We start from the raw sequence: 16722 nt of genomic DNA on the forward strand, positions 1-16722 counted from the left end.
CAGGTCCCAGGCAGCCACCGGCCCACCGTAGGATGGTGCACATGGCAAAGACCGGTACGACGACCCAGGGGCTGCGCGCGGCGATCGAGCGCAGCGGCTACTACCCGGCCCTCGTGGCCGAGGCGGTCGAGGCCGCCGTCGGCGGGGAGCCGGTCGCCTCGTACCTGGTCCACCAGGAGACCACGTTCGACTCCAACGAGGTCCGCCGCCATGCCACGGTCCTGGTGCTGACCGAGAACCGCTTCATCGTCAGCCACACCGACGAGCAGGCCGCCGACACCAGCTCCCCGACGCCGTACGCCACCACCTCCACGGAGTCGGTCAAGCTCGACCGGATCTCCTCCGTCGTGGTCAGCCGCGTGGTGGCCAACCCGGAGAAGTACGTCGCGGGCACGCTGCCCCGCGAGGTCGTCCTCACCATCGGCTGGGGCGCGGTCTCCCGGATCGACCTGGAGCCCGCCGCCTGCGGCGACAGCAACTGCGAGGCCGACCACGGCTACACGGGCAGCTCCACCGCCGACGACCTGAGCCTGCGCGTCAGCGAGGCCGGTGACGGCCCCGACGCCGTCCGCCAGACCCTCGCCTTCGCCCAGGCCCTCTCCGAGGCCACGGCCGCCACCGCCGCGACCGGCCGGTGATGGCCCAGGCCGCCTGGCAGGACCCGGTCCCGCTCGCGCTCGACACCGCTCCCGTCCCGGCGTACGGCAGCGGCTCGCTCGCCGATCTGCTGCCGACGCTCGCGGCCGGGCAGGGCGTGGAAGGCCTCACCGCCACCATCTCCGAGCTGACGCCCGCCGACCGCAACTGCGTCTTCCTGATCGACGGCCTCGGCTGGGAGCAGATCAAGGCCCACCCCGACGAGGCGCCCTTCCTGCACTCCCTGCTCCCCACCTCGCTCGGCAACACCGGCCGCCCCATCACCGCCGGCTTCCCCTCCACCACCGCGACCTCGCTCGCCTCGGTCGGTACGGGCCTGCCGCCCGGCGAGCACGGCCTGCCCGGCTACACCGTGCGCAACCCGGAGACCGGCGCGCTGATGAACCAGCTCCGCTGGAAGCCGTTCACCGCGCCGAAGGTCTGGCAGCCGTATCCCACGGTCTTCCAGCTGGCCGACGCGGCGGGCGTGCGCACCGCGCAGGTCTCCTCGCCGGACTTCGAGCAGACCCCGCTCACCAAGGTCGCGCTCAGCGGCGGCTCCTTCCTCGGCCGGCTCTCCGGCGAGGACCGGATGGACACCGCCGCCCAGCGCCTCGCCGCCGGCGACCGCTCGCTCGTCTACACGTACTACAGCGAGGTCGACGGCAAGGGCCACCGCTTCGGCGTCGACTCCGACGCCTGGCGCGGCCAGTTGATGTACGTCGACGGGCTCGCCCAGCGCCTCGCGGAACAGCTTCCGCCGCGCTCGGCGCTCTACATCACCGCCGACCACGGCATGATCGACATCCCGTTCGACGAGCAGTCCCGGATCGACTTCGACGAGGACTGGGAGCTGAGCGCCGGCGTCGCCCTGCTCGGCGGCGAGGGCCGCGCCCGCCATGTCTACGCGGTGCCCGGCGCCCAGGGCGACGTCCTGGCCGTCTGGCGCGAGGTGCTCGGCGAGCAGTTCTGGGTGGCGAGCCGGGACGAGGCGATCGCGGCGGGCTGGTTCGGGCCGGTGATCGACGAGCGGGTGTACGGCCGGATCGGCGATGTGGTCGCCGCCGCCCACGACGACGTCGTCATCACGGCGTCGGTCAACGAGCCGCACGAGTCGGCCATGGTCGGCATGCACGGCTCCCTGACCCCCGTCGAACAGCTCGTCCCGCTGCTCGAAGTACGCTCGTAACCGCGTTTCTCCCCCTCCGCTGTTCTGAAAGGTGCTCGACCCCTCATGCCCGAGCTGGTGTTCTTCTCCGGAACCATGGACTGCGGAAAGAGCACGCTGGCCCTGCAGATCGGTCACAACCGCTCCGCGCGCGGCCTCCAGGGCGTGATCTTCACCCGCGACGACCGGGCGGGCGAGGGCAAGCTCTCCTCCCGGCTCGGCCTGGTGACGGACGCCGTCGAGGCGGACGAGGGCATGGACGTGTACGCGCACATCGTCGACCGGGTCAGCCGTGGCGGCCGGGTCGACTACGTGATCGTGGACGAGGCGCAGTTCCTCGCCCCGGCCCAGATCGACCAGTTGGCCCGGGTCGTCGACGATCTGGGCCTGGACGTCTTCGCGTTCGGCATCACCACGGACTTCCGCACCAAGCTCTTCCCCGGCTCCCAGCGCCTGATCGAACTGGCCGACCGGATAGAGGCGCTCCAGGTCGAGGCGCTCTGCTGGTGCGGCGCCCGCGCCACGCACAACGCCCGTACGGTGGACGGCGAGATGGTCGTCGAGGGCGCCCAGGTCGTCGTCGGAGACGTCAACCGGCAGGCGGGCGAGGTCGGTTACGAGGTGCTCTGCCGCCGCCACCACCGCCGCCGGCTCACCGCCGAGACGGCCCGCGCGGGCACCCTCTCCCCGGACGTGCTGCCGGTCGCCGCCGAGAGCTAGCCGTCCCGAAAGGACTTCAGCCTTCGGACGACCGTACGATCGTGAAGGCGGCGCCCTCCGGATCCGCCACCGTCGCCAGCCTGCCGCTCGCCCCTTCGCGCGGCGGCTGCAGAATGTGCCCGCCCAGCTCCACCACCCGGGCGGCCGACTCGTCCACGTCGGCGACCTCGAAGTACGTCATCCAGTGCGGGCCCCGGTCGCGCGGCAGCGACTGACCGACGCCGTGCAGCGCGGCCACCGGGACGCCGGCCAGATGCAGGGTCTGGTAGTCGAAGTCGGCGGAGACCACCGCCTCGGTCTCGTAACCGAAGACCGTCTGGTAGAACTTCGCGACCATCGACGTCTCCCGGGTCACCAGCTCGTTCCAGACCGGGGTGCCGGGCACGCCCGCCGTCATGGTCCCGACGTGCTCCGAGCCCTGCCAGACGCCGAACACGGCCCCGCCCGGGTCCGAGGCGATGGCGAGCCGGCCCGCCTCGCCCGCGTCGATCGGTCCGACCGCGACCGTACCGCCGCAGGAGCGGATCGCCTCGGCCGTCAGGTCCGTGTCGTCCGTGGCCAGGTAGGTGGTCCAGGCGATCGGGAGGTGGCGGTCGGGCGGCAGCTGGCCGATGCCCGCGACCTCCTTCCCGTCGAGCAGCCCGCGGACGTAGGGGCCCAACTGGTCGGGTCCCGGTCGGAACTCCCAGCCGAACAGCGCCCCGTAGAACTCCTGGGTCGCGCTCAGGCCGTGCACGATCAGACTCACCCAGCAAGGTGTTCCGGGTGTGCGCCGGGCGGCAGCCTCGGTCATCGTCTTGTCTCTCCTCGGACCGTTGTGTGGCCGGACGGGGGAACGGGGTGCGTACGGCGCTCCCGGGTCAGGACGCGGTCCGGGTACCCCGTGGAGATGCTCGCACCACCCGGCGCCGGTGCGGCTCCGGCCGCGCCGCGTACCCCGGGTTCTCGACGGGCGGAGACCGCTTTGTTGCGGTACGTCCGCCCAGGCATGGGTATGGGCGCCACGGCCTCTGCGCGAGGATGGCACCCATGAACCCCATCATCACCGCATTCGCATACGCGAGCGAGTCGGCGGGACCGCGGCCGCCGGTGCTCCTGGACGTCCGCTGGCAGTTGGGTGGTCCGCACGGCCGCCCCGACTACGAGGCCGGCCACCTGCCCGGGGCCGTCTTCGTCGACCTCGACACGGAGCTGGCCGGACCGGCGGGCAGTGGCGGCCGCCACCCGCTTCCGGACCCGGAGGCCTTCGGCGCTGTGATGCGCCGCGCCGGGGTCGGCCAGGACACCCCGGTCGTGGTCTACGACGGCGGCCAGGGCTGGGCCGCCGCCCGCGCCTGGTGGCTGCTGCGCTGGACGGGGCACCCGGACGTACGGGTGCTGGACGGCGGGCTCGCCGCGTGGACCGGCGACCTCACCACCGAGATCCCGCACCCCGCCGAGGGCGATTTCCGGCCGATCCCCGGTGCCCTGCCCACCCTGGACGCGGACGCGGCCGCCGCTCTCGCCCGTACGGGACTGCTCCTGGACGCACGGGCGGCCGAGCGCTACCGGGGCGACGTCGAGCCGATCGACCGCGTCGGCGGCCACATCCCCGGCGCCGTCTCCGCTCCGACCACGGCGAACGTGACCGAGGACGGCCGCTACCTTCCGGCCGAACGGCTCGCCGAGCGGTTCACCGCGCTCGGAGCGGGGAAGACCGGCGATCCGGTCGGCGTGTACTGCGGATCGGGTGTCTCCGGAGCCCACGAGGTGCTCGCCCTGGAGATCGCCGGCATCCCCGCCGCGCTCTACCCCGGGTCCTGGTCCGAGTGGTCCGCCGACCCCGCCCGCCCGGTCGCCACCGGCCCCGAGCCGGCCTGATAAGCGGGAGCACGGAGAGGGGCCCGTACGCGATCGCGTACGGGCCCCTCTCCCTCCGACCGGCACTCCCGGTCAGTCCTGCTTCTTGCGGCGGGTGCCGAAGACGATCTCGTCCCAGCTCGGCACGGCGGCCCGGCGTCCCGGACGGACCCCGTCCGCCTCGGCCTGGCGGTCCGTCGTCCCGGTCAGCCGGTCGCGGTGACCGGCCACCGCCCTCGGCATCAGCACATCCGCGTACGCCGACCCGGCACCGGCCGAGGCCGCGGCGGCGGGCGGCTCCTCGGTCTCGGCCTCCTCCTCGGCCGCGGGCTCCAGCGCGGGCGGCTCGGGCTGCGTGGGCCGCTCCGGCACGACCATGTCGCCCCGGAAGCTCGGCACCGCCTCCAGCAGGCTGGTCAGCGAGTCACGCTCACCGGCCGAGGCGCTGCTCACGTACTCCTCCGGCTCGGGAGCCGGTGCGGGCCGCTCGGTGTGACGCTCGATCTGCCGGTCCAGCGTGCGGTCCAGCGGCCGGTCGCGCGGCAGCCGGGCGATCCGGGGCACGAACGGGAAGCTCGGCTCGGGCGCGGCCCCGTCGCTCTCGCCGATCAGCGAGCGCGCCTCGTCGTCCAGGGCCTGGACCAGCCTGCGCGGCGGGTCGTACGACCAGCTCGCCGAGTGCGGTTCGCCCGCCACCCGGTAGACGAGCAGGACCTCCCAGGTGCCGTCGTCACGGCGCCAGGAGTCCCACTGGACGGTCTCCTTGTCGGCGCCGCGCAGCAGCAGCCGCTCCTGCACCGCCTCGCCGAGCTGGGGGCCGGTGTTCTCGCCGGGACGGCGCACGGGAGTCTTCCGGGCCCGCTCGGCCATGAAGGCGCGCTCCGCGAGCACGGGCCCCTCGAAGCGGCGGACCCGGTCGACCGGGATGCCGGCGAACTGGGCGACCTCCTCCGCGGAGGCACCGGCCCGTATGCGGGCCTGGATGTCGCGGGGGCGGAGGTGGCTCTCCACCTCGATCTCGATCTGACCCAGCCGCGCGCGGTCGTTGCGCACGGCGGCGCGCAGCCGCTCATCGATCGGAAGCGTGTATTCCGTGCTGTCCGCAGCCTTGAGCACCAGTCGTGTGCCGTCGTTGGAGACGGCCACGACACGCAGTTCGGGCATGGGGACCTCCCGGGTGGTGCCTGCCGACGTCACGTGCGTCGCTGCTTCCGCTAGTCGAGTGTGACCTGCCCGGGTGCAGCCTGCCACAACCTTGCCAAGTTGCCCGGCGTGTCGGGCGCTCACTCTGGAACGCCACCATGACACGGTTGCCTCTTGCGTCCCAAAGTGACCGATTTGGCCGCTCTGTTCAGCAAGCACCCGTGCACTACGTCGGCGCCGCCGGTTCGAGTGCCGCTGCCGGCCCCTCTCCCGTAGCTGCGGATCCCCACGTGGGAGTCCGCCCCAGGGCTCGTACGGTACTCCATTCGGGCCACTTGGGTGGACCGGCGCGCCGCCGAACTTCTCGGGAGGCGCGGGAATTGAGTTACCCAGTTCCCTGCGAAATGCCCTTGATGCGTGTTGTGCTTCACACAATCGCCGGAAACGGAACTATCCACTTCGCTCATTTGTCCCTTCCTGTTGCATGGTGGGAGAGATGTCAAGCAGGGGCTGGTAATGGTTCAGAAGCCGGAAAGTGACACAGAACCCAAGGAAAGGCGCATCGATCTGAGTCTGCCGCAGGTCGCCGGGAGTGCCGTGGCAGCCGTCGCGGCAGCCGTGGCGGCCTCGCAGCTGGGCGTGTACGGCACCATCGCCGGGGCCGGCGTGATGAGCGTCGTCGCCACCTGCGGCGGCTCTGTCTTCCAGCACTTCTTCCGCCGCACCGGCGAGCAGATCCGCGAGGTGACGGTCCAGGTGACCCACCCGGAGGGCCGCCAGGTGACGGTGCACACCAAGGAGACGACCCCCTCGGCGCACAGAGCCGCCGAGCGGCGGCCGCGACCGGAGCCCGCGTCGGCTCCGCCGGACGACGCCACCACGGTGCTGCCCACGGTCGACCCGGGCGCGGTCCCGGAGGTGGTGCCGGACGCCACCCCGGACGCCGCCTCCGACGTGGAGAGCACGCAGCTGCTGAGGCCGGTCGCCGACCCGGACCGTACGCGGGTGCTTCGGCCGGACCCGGACCGTACGCAGATGCTGCCGCAGGTCGGAGACCGTACGCAGGTGCTGCCACAGGCCGCCGCCGACGGCGCGTCTCCTGACGACGCGTTCACCGAAGGCACCACGCACGGCACCCGGCTGCGCGGCTGGAAGCGGCCCGCGCTCGCGGCCGCCGCGGTCTTCGCCGTCTCCATGGCCGGGATCACCGTCTTCGAGGTGATCTCGGGCAACGACCTCAGCGGCGGCAAGGGCACCACGCTCAGCTCCGTCGTACGCGGCGGTGGCGGCGACCGCGACTCCGGCCCGGCCGATCCGACGCCCTCCGGCGAGACCGGCCAGGACGGCGGAGAGGACCAGCGGCCGACACCCGGCGACGGAGACGAGGACGGCAGCGGCACCGGCTCCGCCCCCGCCACCGATCCGAGCGACGGCAGCAGCCGGAGCCCGGATCCCGGGACGGGAACGGGCGGCGAGAAGCCGGACACCGGGTCCACGCCCACGCCGACGCCTTCGGGCTCCGGCGACGGCGGGACCACGCCCGCGCCGACGCCGACCCCTTCCGCCCCCGACGGCGGCGGCGCGACCGGTGCCCCCGACCCGACGACCGCCCCGGGCCCCGGCGGCGCACCCGGCCAGGGCGAGCAGGCCCCGCCCGCCAACGGCACCGGCGAGTGACGACGTACCGAAGGAAACACCTCGGCCCCCTTGAGACGCTTCAAGGGGGCCGACGGCGTACCGGGAGGTCACTCGCCGAGGACGCGCCGCAGGTAGTCGTTGCCGAACATGCGGTCCGGGTCGAGCCGGTCGCGCAGCGCGGTGAACTCGCCGAAGCGCGGGTAGACCTCCGCCAGATAGGCCGCGTCCCGGGTGTGGATCTTGCCCCAGTGCGGCCGGCCCGCGTGCGCGGTCATGATCCGCTCGACCGCCGTGAAGTACGAGCGGTGGGGCGTGCCCTTGTAGAGGTGGACCGCGATGTACGCGCTGTCGCGGCCGGAGGCCGTCGAGAGGGCCATGTCGTCGGCGGGCGCGGTGCGCACCTCGACCGGGAAGCTGATCTTCAGCGGTGAGCGCTCGACCATCGCCTTCACCTCCCGCAGCGCCGCCACGGCCTGCTCGCGCGGAACGGCGTACTCCATCTCCACGAACTTCACCCGGCGCGGACTGGTGAACACCTTGTACGGGATGTCGGTGTAGGTCCGGGCGGACAGCGCGCGGCTGGAGAGCTTGGCGATCGACGGGATGGCCGGCGGGATCGCCCTGCCGACCGAACAGGCCACCTGGAAGACGCCGTTGGAGAGCAGCTCGTCGTCGATCCAGCTGCTCACCTTGTTGGGCGGGGCGACGGGGCCGGCGCTGCGGTTGTTGCGCTTGGTGCTGCAGTTGCCGGTGTGCGGGAACCAGTAGAACTCGAAGTGCTCGTTCTCGGCGACCAGCTGGTCGAAGTCGGCCGTGACCCGGTCGAAGGTCATCGGCTCCTCGCGGGCGGTCAGCAGGAAGACCGGCTCCACGGCGAGGGTGACGGCGGTGATCACGCCGAGCGCGCCGAGCCCGACCCGGGCGGCGGCGAAGATCTCCGGGTTCTCGTCGGCCGAGCAGACCAGCACCGTGCCGTCGGCGGTGACCAGCTCCAAGGCGCGGATCTGGGCGGATATCGACGCCGAGTCACGGCCGGTGCCGTGCGTCCCGGTGGAGGTCGCCCCGGCGATCGTCTGCTCCATGATGTCGCCCATGTTGGTGAGCGAGAGGCCCTCGCGGGCGAGCGCGGTGTTGAGGCGCTTGAGCGGAGTGCCCGCCTCCACGGTGACGGTCATGGTCGTGCGGTCGATGTCGCGGATGCCGGTGAGCAGGTCCGGGCGTATCAGCACGCCGTCGGTGGCGGCCGTCGCCGTGAAGGAGTGGCCGGTGCCGACCGGCTTCACCGTGAGGCCCTCCGCGTGCGCCCGGCGCACCACGTCAACCAGCTCGTCCACGGACGCGGGCGACTCGGTCCTGGCGGGCCGGGCGGTGACGGTCCCCGCCCAGTTACGCCACGCGTTCGTCGTCGTCCGTGCGTAGGTGTCGGTCATCTTCCCCGCGCCCTCCGGTAGGAGCCGGCTTCGCCAGCCGGCGGTACCCCAGGAACGCCACCGCTGCCGCGAGCGCTCCCGCCACGGCGGGCACCGCGTACCCCGCCTTCGCCCCGGCGGCGTCGACCACCCAGCCGGCGGCCGAGGAGCCGAGCGCCACTCCGACCGCGAGCCCGGTACTGGTCCAGGTCATGCCCTCGGTCAGCTTGGTGCGCGGTACGTGCGCTTCGACGAGGGCCATGGTGGTGACCATCGTCGGTGCGATGGCGAGGCCCGCGACAAAGAGCGCCACGGCCAGCAACGTAAGGTTCCCGGCCAGTTGGAGGGGGATCATACTCACGGCCATCGCGCAGACCCCCACCAGCCACCTGGTCGCGGGCTTCCCCTTCAGATGCAGCAGCCCGAAGACGGCCCCCGCCAGGCAGGAGCCGAGCGCGTAGACGGCCAGCACGAGGGAGGCCGCCGCCTCGTGGCCGCTCTCCTCGGCGAAGGCCACGGTCACCACGTCGACGGCGCCGAAGATCGCGCCCGTCGCCACGAAGGTGATCACCAGGACCTGGAGACCGGGGGAGCGCAGCGCCGAGCCGCCGGTGTGGAGCGACTTCGGGTGCGGGATCGGCTCGGTGGCGCGCTGGGCTGTCAGCCAGAAGACGCCGACGAGGAGGAACGCGGCGGCGATCAGCGGGCCGGCCTCCGGGAACCAGGCGGTGGAGAGCCCGATCGAGATGATCGGGCCGAAGATGAAGCACACCTCGTCGACGATCGACTCCCAGGAGTACGCCGTGTGCAGCTCGCGGCTGGAACCCCGGTAGATCGCCGCCCAGCGGGCCCGGACCATCGACCCCACGCTCGGCACACAGCCCGCGCCCGCCGCGAAGACGAACAGCGTCCAGTCCGGCGCCCCCTGCTGCGCGCAGATCAGCAGCCCCGCCACCGCCGCCACCGCGACCAGCGTGGTGGGGCGCAGCACCCGCCGCTGGCCGTACCGGTCGACCAGCCGGGAGACCTGCGGACCGAAGACCGCGGCCGCCATGGCGAGCGTCGCCGTGAGCGCTCCGGCCAGCCCGTAGCGGCCGGTGAGCTGGGAGATCATGGTCACGACGCCGATGCCCATCATGGACAACGGCATCCGCCCGAAGAAGCCTGCGGCAGAGAACCCCTTGGATCCGGGGGCGGCGAAGATGGCGCGGTAGGGGCTGGGCAAGGAGGTACTCCGGTCGTGCCTGTCATGCGTGTAGCTGGCTGATACAGCTTACGGCCGTGCGGAGCTGCCGGACACCGGGTTTCGAAGCGTGCGGAGGCGCGGAAGGGGCGTGCGGCCGTCAAGGGTTCCGGCCCTTCCCGACGGACCGTCGGATGTCGGTTGCCGCGCTGTCAGCGGCGGGTGGCAGGATCGGTGTCATGTCCGATCTGCGCGATCCCGCTCCCTACGACGCCCTGCTGCTGCTCTCCTTCGGCGGTCCCGAGGGCCCGGACGACGTGGTCCCGTTCCTGGCGAACGTGACCCGTGGCCGGGGCATCCCCGAGGAACGGCTCAAGGAGGTCGGGCAGCACTACTTCCTCTTCGGCGGAGTCAGCCCGATCAACGCCCAGAACCGCGCGCTGCTGGACGCCCTGAGAAAGGACTTCGCCGACCACGGCCTGGACCTGCCGGTCTACTGGGGCAACCGCAACTGGGCGCCCTACCTCACCGACACCCTGCGCGAGATGACCGCCGACGGGCACCGCCGGATCGCCGTCCTCGCGACCAGCGCGTACGCCTCGTACTCGGGCTGCCGCCAGTACCGCGAGAACCTCGCCGAGTCGCTGGCCGCCCTGGAGGCGGAGGGCCTCGACGTGCCGCGCGTGGACAAGCTGCGCCACTACTTCAACCACCCCGGCTTCGTGGAGCCGATGGTCGACGGCCTGCTCGCCTCCCTCGCCGACCTGCCCGAGGACGTCCGTACGGGCGCTCACCTGGCCTTCACCACGCACTCCATCCCGACCTCCGCCGCCGACGCCTCAGGGCCGGTGGAGGCGCACGGCGAGGGCGGTGCGTACGTCGCGGAGCACCTGGATGTCGCCCGGCTGATCGTGGAGGCGGTGCGCGAGCGGACCGGTGTCGAGCACCCGTGGCAGCTCGTCTACCAGTCCCGCAGCGGCGCCCCGCACATCCCGTGGCTGGAACCCGACATCTGCGACCACCTGGAGACCCTGCACGGCGACGGCGTCCCCGCCGTCGTGATGGCGCCCATCGGCTTCGTCTCGGATCACATGGAGGTCCTGTACGACCTGGACACCGAGGCCACCGCCAAGGCCGCCGAGCTGGGGCTGCCGGTCCGCCGGTCCGCGACGGTGGGCGACGATCCGCGCTTCGCCGCCGCCGTACGGGATCTGCTCCTGGAGCGCGCGGCGCGTGAGCGGGGGCGTGAGGTGAAGCCGTGCGCGCTGGGCTCCCTCGGCCCGTCCCACGACCTCTGCCCGGTCGGCTGCTGCCCGGCCAGGGCGCCGAAACCGGCCGCTGCGGGCGCCGACAGCCCGTACGCGTGAAGCCCCTGCCGTACGTGTGACCCCTGGCGTCCCCGTACGCGCGAAGAGCCTTCCGTACGCGCACCGCGTAAGCCCCTGTTCTCGTCGAGCCCCTGGGAGCCCCCGTGACCGACCCCGCCCTGTCCGAACTGCTCGACCTCGCCCTGGAGGCGGCCCGCCGCGCCGGAGCCCTGCTGCGCGACGGCCGTCCCGCCGACCTCGGGGTGGCCGCGACCAAGTCCAGCCCCATCGACGTGGTCACCGAGATGGACATCGCCGCCGAGAAGCTGATCACCGGCTACCTCTCCGACTTCCGCCCCGACGACGGCTTCCTCGGCGAGGAGGGCGCCAGCTCGCCGGGGTCCACCGGCATCCGCTGGGTCATCGACCCGCTGGACGGCACCGTGAACTACCTCTACGGCCTCCCCACCTGGGCCGTCTCCATCGCCGCCGAGCGCGACGGCGAGCGGGTCGTCGGCGTCGTCGAGGCCCCGATGCGCGGCGAGACGTACCAGGCGGTCCTGGGCGGCGGTGCGTACGCGAACGGCAACGCCCTGCGCTGCCGCCCGGCGCCGCCGCTGGACCAGGCCCTCGTCTCGACCGGCTTCAACTACGTCGGCACCATCCGCGCCCACCAGGCGGACGTCGCCCGGCAGCTGATCCCGAGGCTCCGCGACATCCGGCGCGGCGGCTCGGCGGCCGTGGACCTCTGCGATGTGGCGGCGGGCCGGCTGGACGGCTACTACGAGCGCGGACTGCACCCCTGGGACCTGGCCGCCGGCGACCTCATCGCGCGGGAGGCGGGCGCGCTGACCGGCGGCCGTCCCGGGCTCCCGGCCGACGGCGATCTCACGGTGGCCGCCACCCCTGGCGTCTTCGAGCCGCTGCAGGCCGCACTGGACGAGCTGGGCGCCTGGCACGACTGACCCGCCGAAGCCCTGGTGAGGGGTGTGAGGGCCGCGCGGCACAGCAGAGGGCCCCGGATGCCATGACGGCATCCGGGGCCCTCTGCTGTGCCGCTCAGACGCTTGTGGCGCCGATGTGCACGCCGTGCTCGGCCGCGAGGCGGTGCAGGTCGTCCAGCTCGCCCTGCTCGACATCCGCCAGGAAGTCGTCGCCGTCCTCGCGAGCCCGCGTGAGGTCGGACTCGGTGGTCTTGATGCGGTGCAGCAGACCTGCGGTGAAAGCGTCCATGATGCGCCCCCTCATCGTGGGTCGGTGGCACGGGGGTGTGCCCGGAATGCCTCCGGCCGGGGAGCCGGAGGAGCGGGTGATCTCGCCGCTCTCCGGGAACGGAGACGGGGCCGTGGGATGCCACGGGCCGGGGCGTGATCGCGGGTGTGAACCCCTCTTCCCCATGCGCAGACTCAGAGAAACCTCAACTGACCGGTAATTCCGCGCCCTTCTCCGGTCCAGGGCGGCCCAGCGCCGTCTTACCGCCGGTTTATACGCGTTGCGGGCAGGATGGACGCACACAGTCGGCCCCTCTCGGGGCCGTTCGCTGTGTGAACCCGTAGAAGGACCTAAGGAAGGACTGCGCTGTGCGCGTACTCGTCGTCGAGGACGAGCAGCTGCTCGCCGATGCGGTGGCCACCGGACTGCGCCGGGAGGCCATGGCCGTCGACGTCGTCTACGACGGTGCCGCGGCTCTGGAGCGCATCGGGGTCAACGACTACGACGTCGTCGTGCTGGACCGGGACCTTCCGGTGGTGCACGGCGACGACGTCTGCCGCAAGATCGTCGAGCTCGGCATGCCCACCCGGGTCCTCATGCTCACCGCCTCCGGCGACGTCAGCGACCGGGTCGAGGGCCTGGAGCTGGGCGCCGACGACTACCTTCCCAAGCCTTTCGCCTTCAGCGAGCTGACCGCCCGGGTGCGCGCGCTCGGCCGCCGTACGACGGTGGCGCTGCCGCCCGTGCTGGAGCGCGCCGGCATCAAGCTCGACCCGAACCGGCGCGAGGTCTTCCGCGACGAGGTGGAGATCCAGCTCGCCCCGAAGGAGTTCGCGGTGCTGGAGGTCCTGATGCGCAGCGAGGGCGCCGTCGTCTCGGCGGAGCAGCTCCTGGAGAAGGCCTGGGACGAGAACACCGACCCCTTCACCAACGTGGTGCGGGTCACGGTCATGACGCTCCGCCGCAAGCTCGGCGAACCGCCCGTCATCGTCACCGTGCCGGGCTCCGGATACCGGATCTGAGGACCATGGCAGCCACCCCGCCGCCCCCCACGGCACCTCCGAAGCCCACCTGGGAGCCCAAGCAGCAGGACCCCCCGTACCCCTGGCTGCGCCCGACCATCCGGATACGACTCACGCTGCTGTACGGCGGGATGTTCCTGATCGCGGGCATCCTGCTGCTCTCGATCATCTACATGCTGGCCGCGCAGGCCCTGCACGTCGGCAGCGAGCTGCCCTTCGAGATCGTGAGCGGCAAGGTCACCAGCGAGATCTGCGACCTGCCCCCGAACGCCAGCCCCGACGCCTTCAACGCCGCGGTGAACGCCTGCGTGAACAACCAGCGCAAGGCGGCCCTCGACACCCTGCTCAACCGGTCGCTCCTCGCCCTCGTCGGCCTCAGCGTGATCGCCTTCGCCTTCGGTTACGCCATGGCCGGCCGCGTCCTGTCCCCGCTCGGCCGGATCACCCGGACCGCGCGCAGGGTGGCGGGCACCGACCTGACCCGGCGGATCGAGCTGGACGGCCCGGACGACGAGCTCAAGGAGCTCGCGGACACCTTCGACGACATGCTGGACCGGCTGGAGCGGGCGTTCACCGCGCAGCAGCGGTTCGTCGGCAACGCCTCGCACGAGCTGCGCACGCCGCTGGCGATCAACCGCACACTGCTGGAGGTCCACCTCTCCGATCCGGAGGCCCCCCCCGAGCTCCAGCAGCTCGGGAAGACGCTGCTGGCCACCAACGAACGCAGTGAACAGCTGGTCGAGGGGCTGCTGCTGCTGGCCCGCAGCGACAACCAGATCATCGAGCGCAAACCGGTCGACCTCGCCGAGGTCGCCGACCGTGCCATCGACCAGGCCCGCTCGGAGGCGGTGGCGAGGAAGGTCGAGATCCACGGTGAGCGCTCCGCCGCCGTCGTCCAGGGCAACGGCGTCCTGCTGGAGCGGATCGCGCTGAACCTCGTACAGAACGCCGTGCGCTACAACGTGGCCGAGGACGGCTGGGTGGAGGTCGACACCTCCGTGCAGCCCGGACAGGCTCTGCTGACCGTCTCGAACACCGGTCCTGTGGTGCCGGCGTACGAGATCGACAACCTCTTCGAGCCCTTCCGGCGGCTGCGTACCGAGCGCACGGGCAGCGACAAGGGGGTCGGGCTCGGCCTGTCGATCGCCCGATCCGTCGCGCGGGCCCACGGAGGCCGTATCATCGCGGAGCCCCGCGAGGGCGGCGGTCTCGTGATGCGCGTCACCCTGCCGGTCTGAGAGGCTGCACGGTGTGATTCTGCACCGAATCTCCATGTTCGCTTTGGGCGGAATTTTCAGGACCCGTTCCCGGGCGAGCCGTGTGTGATCGATCACAGAGCCCGTTTTCGGGTCATCTACGCTCCGTGATCACATCCTGTTCGGAAAGCCGGTAATCGTCCGGGTTTTCGGGGGGTGCTATCACGGGAAGTACACGGGGTGGCGCCTGTGAACTGCACAGTCGGGACCGTGTACGGTCCCCATCGCCACCCAAGCCGAGCCTCGCCGAGGCGGCCGGTTGGGTGTCGATTGAGTAACAGACCTTGATGTGAGGCAAAATCTCCGCCTCAGGTCGGGCACAAGTCCGGCCTCTCACGCGTTACGTGCGCTGAGACACCCGCAGAAACCCAAGAGGGGGAGAGCGACATGGCAACGGATTACGACACCCCACGCAAGACCGACGACGACGTGGACCAGGACAGCCTCGAAGAGCTCAAGGCTCGTCGGAGCGACAAGACGGCATCCGCCGTCGACGTCGACGAATTCGACGCGGCCGAAGGCCTCGAGCTGCCCGGCGCGGACCTCTCCAACGAGGAGCTGGCCGTCCGGGTCCTGCCCAAGCAGGCCGACGAGTTCACCTGCATGAGCTGCTTCCTGGTGCACCACCGCAGCCAGCTGGCGCGCGAGAAGAACGGTCAGCCCATCTGCCGCGACTGCGACTGAGGCAGGGTCGGCCGTGGCAGGCGACACACCGTTCCGGAAGCGGCGCCCCTGGTGCCGGCACGGACCGGAGGCGAATCAGGGCGGCACAGGCCCGGCAGCAGGCGTCAGCCCGTCTGCCGAGCAGTCCGCCGCCCTGCCGGATTCCTCCGGTGTCCCCGGTCCCGGTGATTCGGGCACCTCCGACGACGAGCGGGGCCGTTCGGCCTCGCTCGAAGTGGCGGGCGCGGCGGACCTGCCGGACCGGAGCGGAGAGCAGGACCAGGCGGAGCCCACGACCGGGGCAGGCCGCCTGAACGCAGTGAAACGGGGGGTACGCAAGGGCGGGGAGAGCGCCCGTGTCCTGGCCGGCCAGCTGGCCGACCGGATCATCGAAACGGCTCCCCGCGTCCCGGTGCGCGATCTCGCCACCCTGCGCAAGCAGTTCCCCGGGCTGGGGCCCGAGGAGCTCGCCGACAAGCTGGTGGCGGGCGCGAGCCGGGCCAGCGCCACCGTCGGCGCGGGCATCGGAGCGGCCGCCATGCTGCCCGTGCCACCCGCCATGCTCGCCGAGCTGGCGGCCGAGGTCACCGGCGTCGCCGCGGTCGAGATGAAGCTCGTCGCCGAGCTCCACGAGGTCTACGGCCACCGCCCGCCGGGCAACCTCGCCCAGCGCTCCACCGCCTATCTGACGTCGTGGACGGAGGAGCGCGGCATCGACGTCACCCGGCCCACCACGCTCAACGCGGCCCTGGGCGGCCAGATGAAGCGCGAGCTGCGCCAGCAGATCACCAAGCGCATGGCCCGCAACCTGCCCAACCTGATCCCGTTCATGATCGGCGCCGCCGTCGGCGCCACGATGAACCGCCGCGACACCCGCAAGCTCGCCGACCGGATCAGGAACGACCTGCGCAAGCAGCAGATCCCCTGGGACCGGCTCACCGAACTGCCCCCGCTGGAGCGGCCCGCCGTGCCGGTCGTCCTGCCCAAGGAGATCGAGGGCTCCTGACCGGCGCTTCCCCGGGACCGGCTCTCAGACCGCCGGTACGGCCGTCAGTGCCGCCGCCAGCCCCTCCGGGTCCCGGGTGGAGAGGAAGACGTACGGAGTCGGGTCCTCCGGATCCGTCACCTCCACCCGCACCGCCGTCCCCACATAGCTGCGCAGCAGCATGAAGGCGCGCGCGTCCGCCTTGTGCGTGCGCCAGGCGCGCGCCTCCTCGACGTCCAGCACCTCGGGCTCCCCGAGCGCCGAGAGCGGAATACGGGCGTCACCCGCCACCAGCGCCCCGCCGACCACCCGGATCCGGGCGGAGCCGTAACTGCTCACCGCCGCCGCGGCCGCCGCCGTACCGCCGACCAGTCCGGCCAGCATCGGCAGGGCGCCGAGCGGTAGAAGCATCAGCGCACAGGCGACACCGATCCCGAAGGCGATGAACCACCAGGAACGGGGCGCGGTGAGACGTTCGTCGAAGGGCGGTGCGGAAGGCTGCATGGAACCAAGCTTGGCACGGCGCGCCCGGCGTGCCGCC

17 protein-coding genes are annotated in these 16722 nt (G+C 72.1%); 11 read left to right on the forward strand and 6 right to left on the reverse strand.

Annotation, left to right across the window (positions count from 1 at the left end; translation table 11 throughout):
* Nucleotides 1-41: 41 nt before the first annotated feature.
* Genes ACQP09_RS28215 through ACQP09_RS28225 form a run of 3 tightly spaced genes read left to right on the forward strand, consistent with a single transcriptional unit; the run spans nucleotide 42 to nucleotide 2524 of the window.
* Nucleotides 42-638 (forward strand): DUF5998 family protein, encoded by a 597-nt coding sequence (locus ACQP09_RS28215; protein WP_432152512.1) that lies wholly within the window; start codon nucleotides 42-44, stop codon nucleotides 636-638.
* The gene (locus ACQP09_RS28220; protein WP_433404557.1) at nucleotides 638-1825 is read left to right on the forward strand and encodes an alkaline phosphatase family protein; all 1188 of its coding nucleotides are present in this window, start codon (nucleotides 638-640) and stop codon (nucleotides 1823-1825) included. The genes ACQP09_RS28215 and ACQP09_RS28220 overlap by 1 nt, the downstream gene beginning before the upstream one ends.
* Before the next feature lie 45 nt (nucleotides 1826-1870).
* Nucleotides 1871-2524, forward strand: coding sequence for a thymidine kinase (locus ACQP09_RS28225; protein ID WP_432152510.1), 654 nt, complete (start codon nucleotides 1871-1873; stop codon nucleotides 2522-2524).
* A gap of 16 nt (nucleotides 2525-2540) precedes the next feature.
* On the opposite strand, the gene ACQP09_RS28230 is transcribed toward ACQP09_RS28225, so the two are convergent.
* On the reverse strand, nucleotides 2541-3317 hold the full coding sequence (locus tag ACQP09_RS28230; protein WP_433404560.1) for a VOC family protein: 777 nt from the start codon (nucleotides 3315-3317) through the stop codon (nucleotides 2541-2543).
* A gap of 236 nt (nucleotides 3318-3553) precedes the next feature.
* Between ACQP09_RS28230 and ACQP09_RS28235 the strand changes: the two genes are divergently transcribed.
* Nucleotides 3554-4384, forward strand: a complete 831-nt coding sequence (locus ACQP09_RS28235; RefSeq protein WP_433404563.1) for a sulfurtransferase — start codon at nucleotides 3554-3556, stop codon at nucleotides 4382-4384.
* Between the two features lie 72 nt (nucleotides 4385-4456).
* Here ACQP09_RS28235 and sepH read toward each other — a convergent pair whose 3' ends face one another.
* Complete coding sequence (gene sepH, locus ACQP09_RS28240) at nucleotides 4457-5527, reverse strand: septation protein SepH (protein WP_432152507.1); 1071 nt, start codon at nucleotides 5525-5527, stop codon at nucleotides 4457-4459.
* Between the two features lie 495 nt (nucleotides 5528-6022).
* Between sepH and ACQP09_RS28245 the strand changes: the two genes are divergently transcribed.
* Nucleotides 6023-7183, forward strand: coding sequence for a hypothetical protein (locus tag ACQP09_RS28245; protein ID WP_433404568.1), 1161 nt, complete (start codon nucleotides 6023-6025; stop codon nucleotides 7181-7183).
* A 68-nt stretch (nucleotides 7184-7251) separates the two neighbouring features.
* Here ACQP09_RS28245 and ACQP09_RS28250 read toward each other — a convergent pair whose 3' ends face one another.
* Complete coding sequence (locus ACQP09_RS28250) at nucleotides 7252-8574, reverse strand: D-arabinono-1,4-lactone oxidase (RefSeq protein ID WP_433404571.1); 1323 nt, start codon at nucleotides 8572-8574, stop codon at nucleotides 7252-7254.
* Complete coding sequence (locus ACQP09_RS28255) at nucleotides 8531-9778, reverse strand: MFS transporter (protein WP_433404573.1); 1248 nt, start codon at nucleotides 9776-9778, stop codon at nucleotides 8531-8533. Before ACQP09_RS28255 ends, ACQP09_RS28250 begins: the two co-directional genes overlap by 44 nt.
* A 197-nt stretch (nucleotides 9779-9975) precedes the next feature.
* On the opposite strand from ACQP09_RS28255, the gene ACQP09_RS28260 reads away from it, so the two are divergent.
* Together ACQP09_RS28260 and ACQP09_RS28265 are read left to right on the forward strand one after the other, a co-directional pair.
* Nucleotides 9976-11103 carry a ferrochelatase gene (locus ACQP09_RS28260; protein WP_433404576.1) on the forward strand — a complete coding sequence of 376 codons (1128 nt, stop codon included), beginning with the start codon at nucleotides 9976-9978 and terminating at the stop codon, nucleotides 11101-11103.
* A gap of 104 nt (nucleotides 11104-11207) precedes the next feature.
* Entirely contained in the window at nucleotides 11208-12008 is an 801-nt protein-coding gene (locus ACQP09_RS28265) for an inositol monophosphatase family protein (RefSeq protein WP_433404578.1), read from the forward strand.
* A gap of 94 nt (nucleotides 12009-12102) precedes the next feature.
* Here the strand turns inward: ACQP09_RS28265 and ACQP09_RS28270 are convergent, their stop codons facing one another.
* Nucleotides 12103-12276, reverse strand: coding sequence for a hypothetical protein (locus ACQP09_RS28270; protein WP_356749066.1), 174 nt, complete (start codon nucleotides 12274-12276; stop codon nucleotides 12103-12105).
* A 347-nt stretch (nucleotides 12277-12623) separates the two neighbouring features.
* Here ACQP09_RS28270 and ACQP09_RS28275 point away from each other — a divergent pair, with 347 nt between their 5' ends.
* From ACQP09_RS28275 to ACQP09_RS28290, 4 genes are all read left to right on the forward strand, one after another.
* Nucleotides 12624-13277, forward strand: a complete 654-nt coding sequence (locus ACQP09_RS28275) for a response regulator transcription factor (RefSeq protein WP_006128158.1) — start codon at nucleotides 12624-12626, stop codon at nucleotides 13275-13277.
* Nucleotides 13278-13282: 5 nt separating this feature from the next.
* Nucleotides 13283-14515, forward strand: coding sequence for a sensor histidine kinase (locus ACQP09_RS28280; protein WP_404069642.1), 1233 nt, complete (start codon nucleotides 13283-13285; stop codon nucleotides 14513-14515).
* Between the two features lie 405 nt (nucleotides 14516-14920).
* Entirely contained in the window at nucleotides 14921-15217 is a 297-nt protein-coding gene (locus ACQP09_RS28285; RefSeq protein ID WP_003965732.1) for a DUF4193 domain-containing protein, read from the forward strand.
* 13 nt (nucleotides 15218-15230) lie between these two features.
* Nucleotides 15231-16202 carry a hypothetical protein gene (locus ACQP09_RS28290; RefSeq protein ID WP_433404583.1) on the forward strand — a complete coding sequence of 324 codons (972 nt, stop codon included), beginning with the start codon at nucleotides 15231-15233 and terminating at the stop codon, nucleotides 16200-16202.
* A gap of 24 nt (nucleotides 16203-16226) precedes the next feature.
* Here ACQP09_RS28290 and ACQP09_RS28295 read toward each other — a convergent pair whose 3' ends face one another.
* On the reverse strand, nucleotides 16227-16685 hold the full coding sequence (locus ACQP09_RS28295) for a DUF3093 domain-containing protein (RefSeq protein WP_433404586.1): 459 nt from the start codon (nucleotides 16683-16685) through the stop codon (nucleotides 16227-16229).
* Nucleotides 16686-16722 lie beyond the last annotated feature (37 nt).

The organism is Streptomyces sp. CA-146814 (assembly GCF_050942385.1).
Classification (GTDB): Bacteria; Actinomycetota; Actinomycetes; order Streptomycetales; family Streptomycetaceae; genus Streptomyces.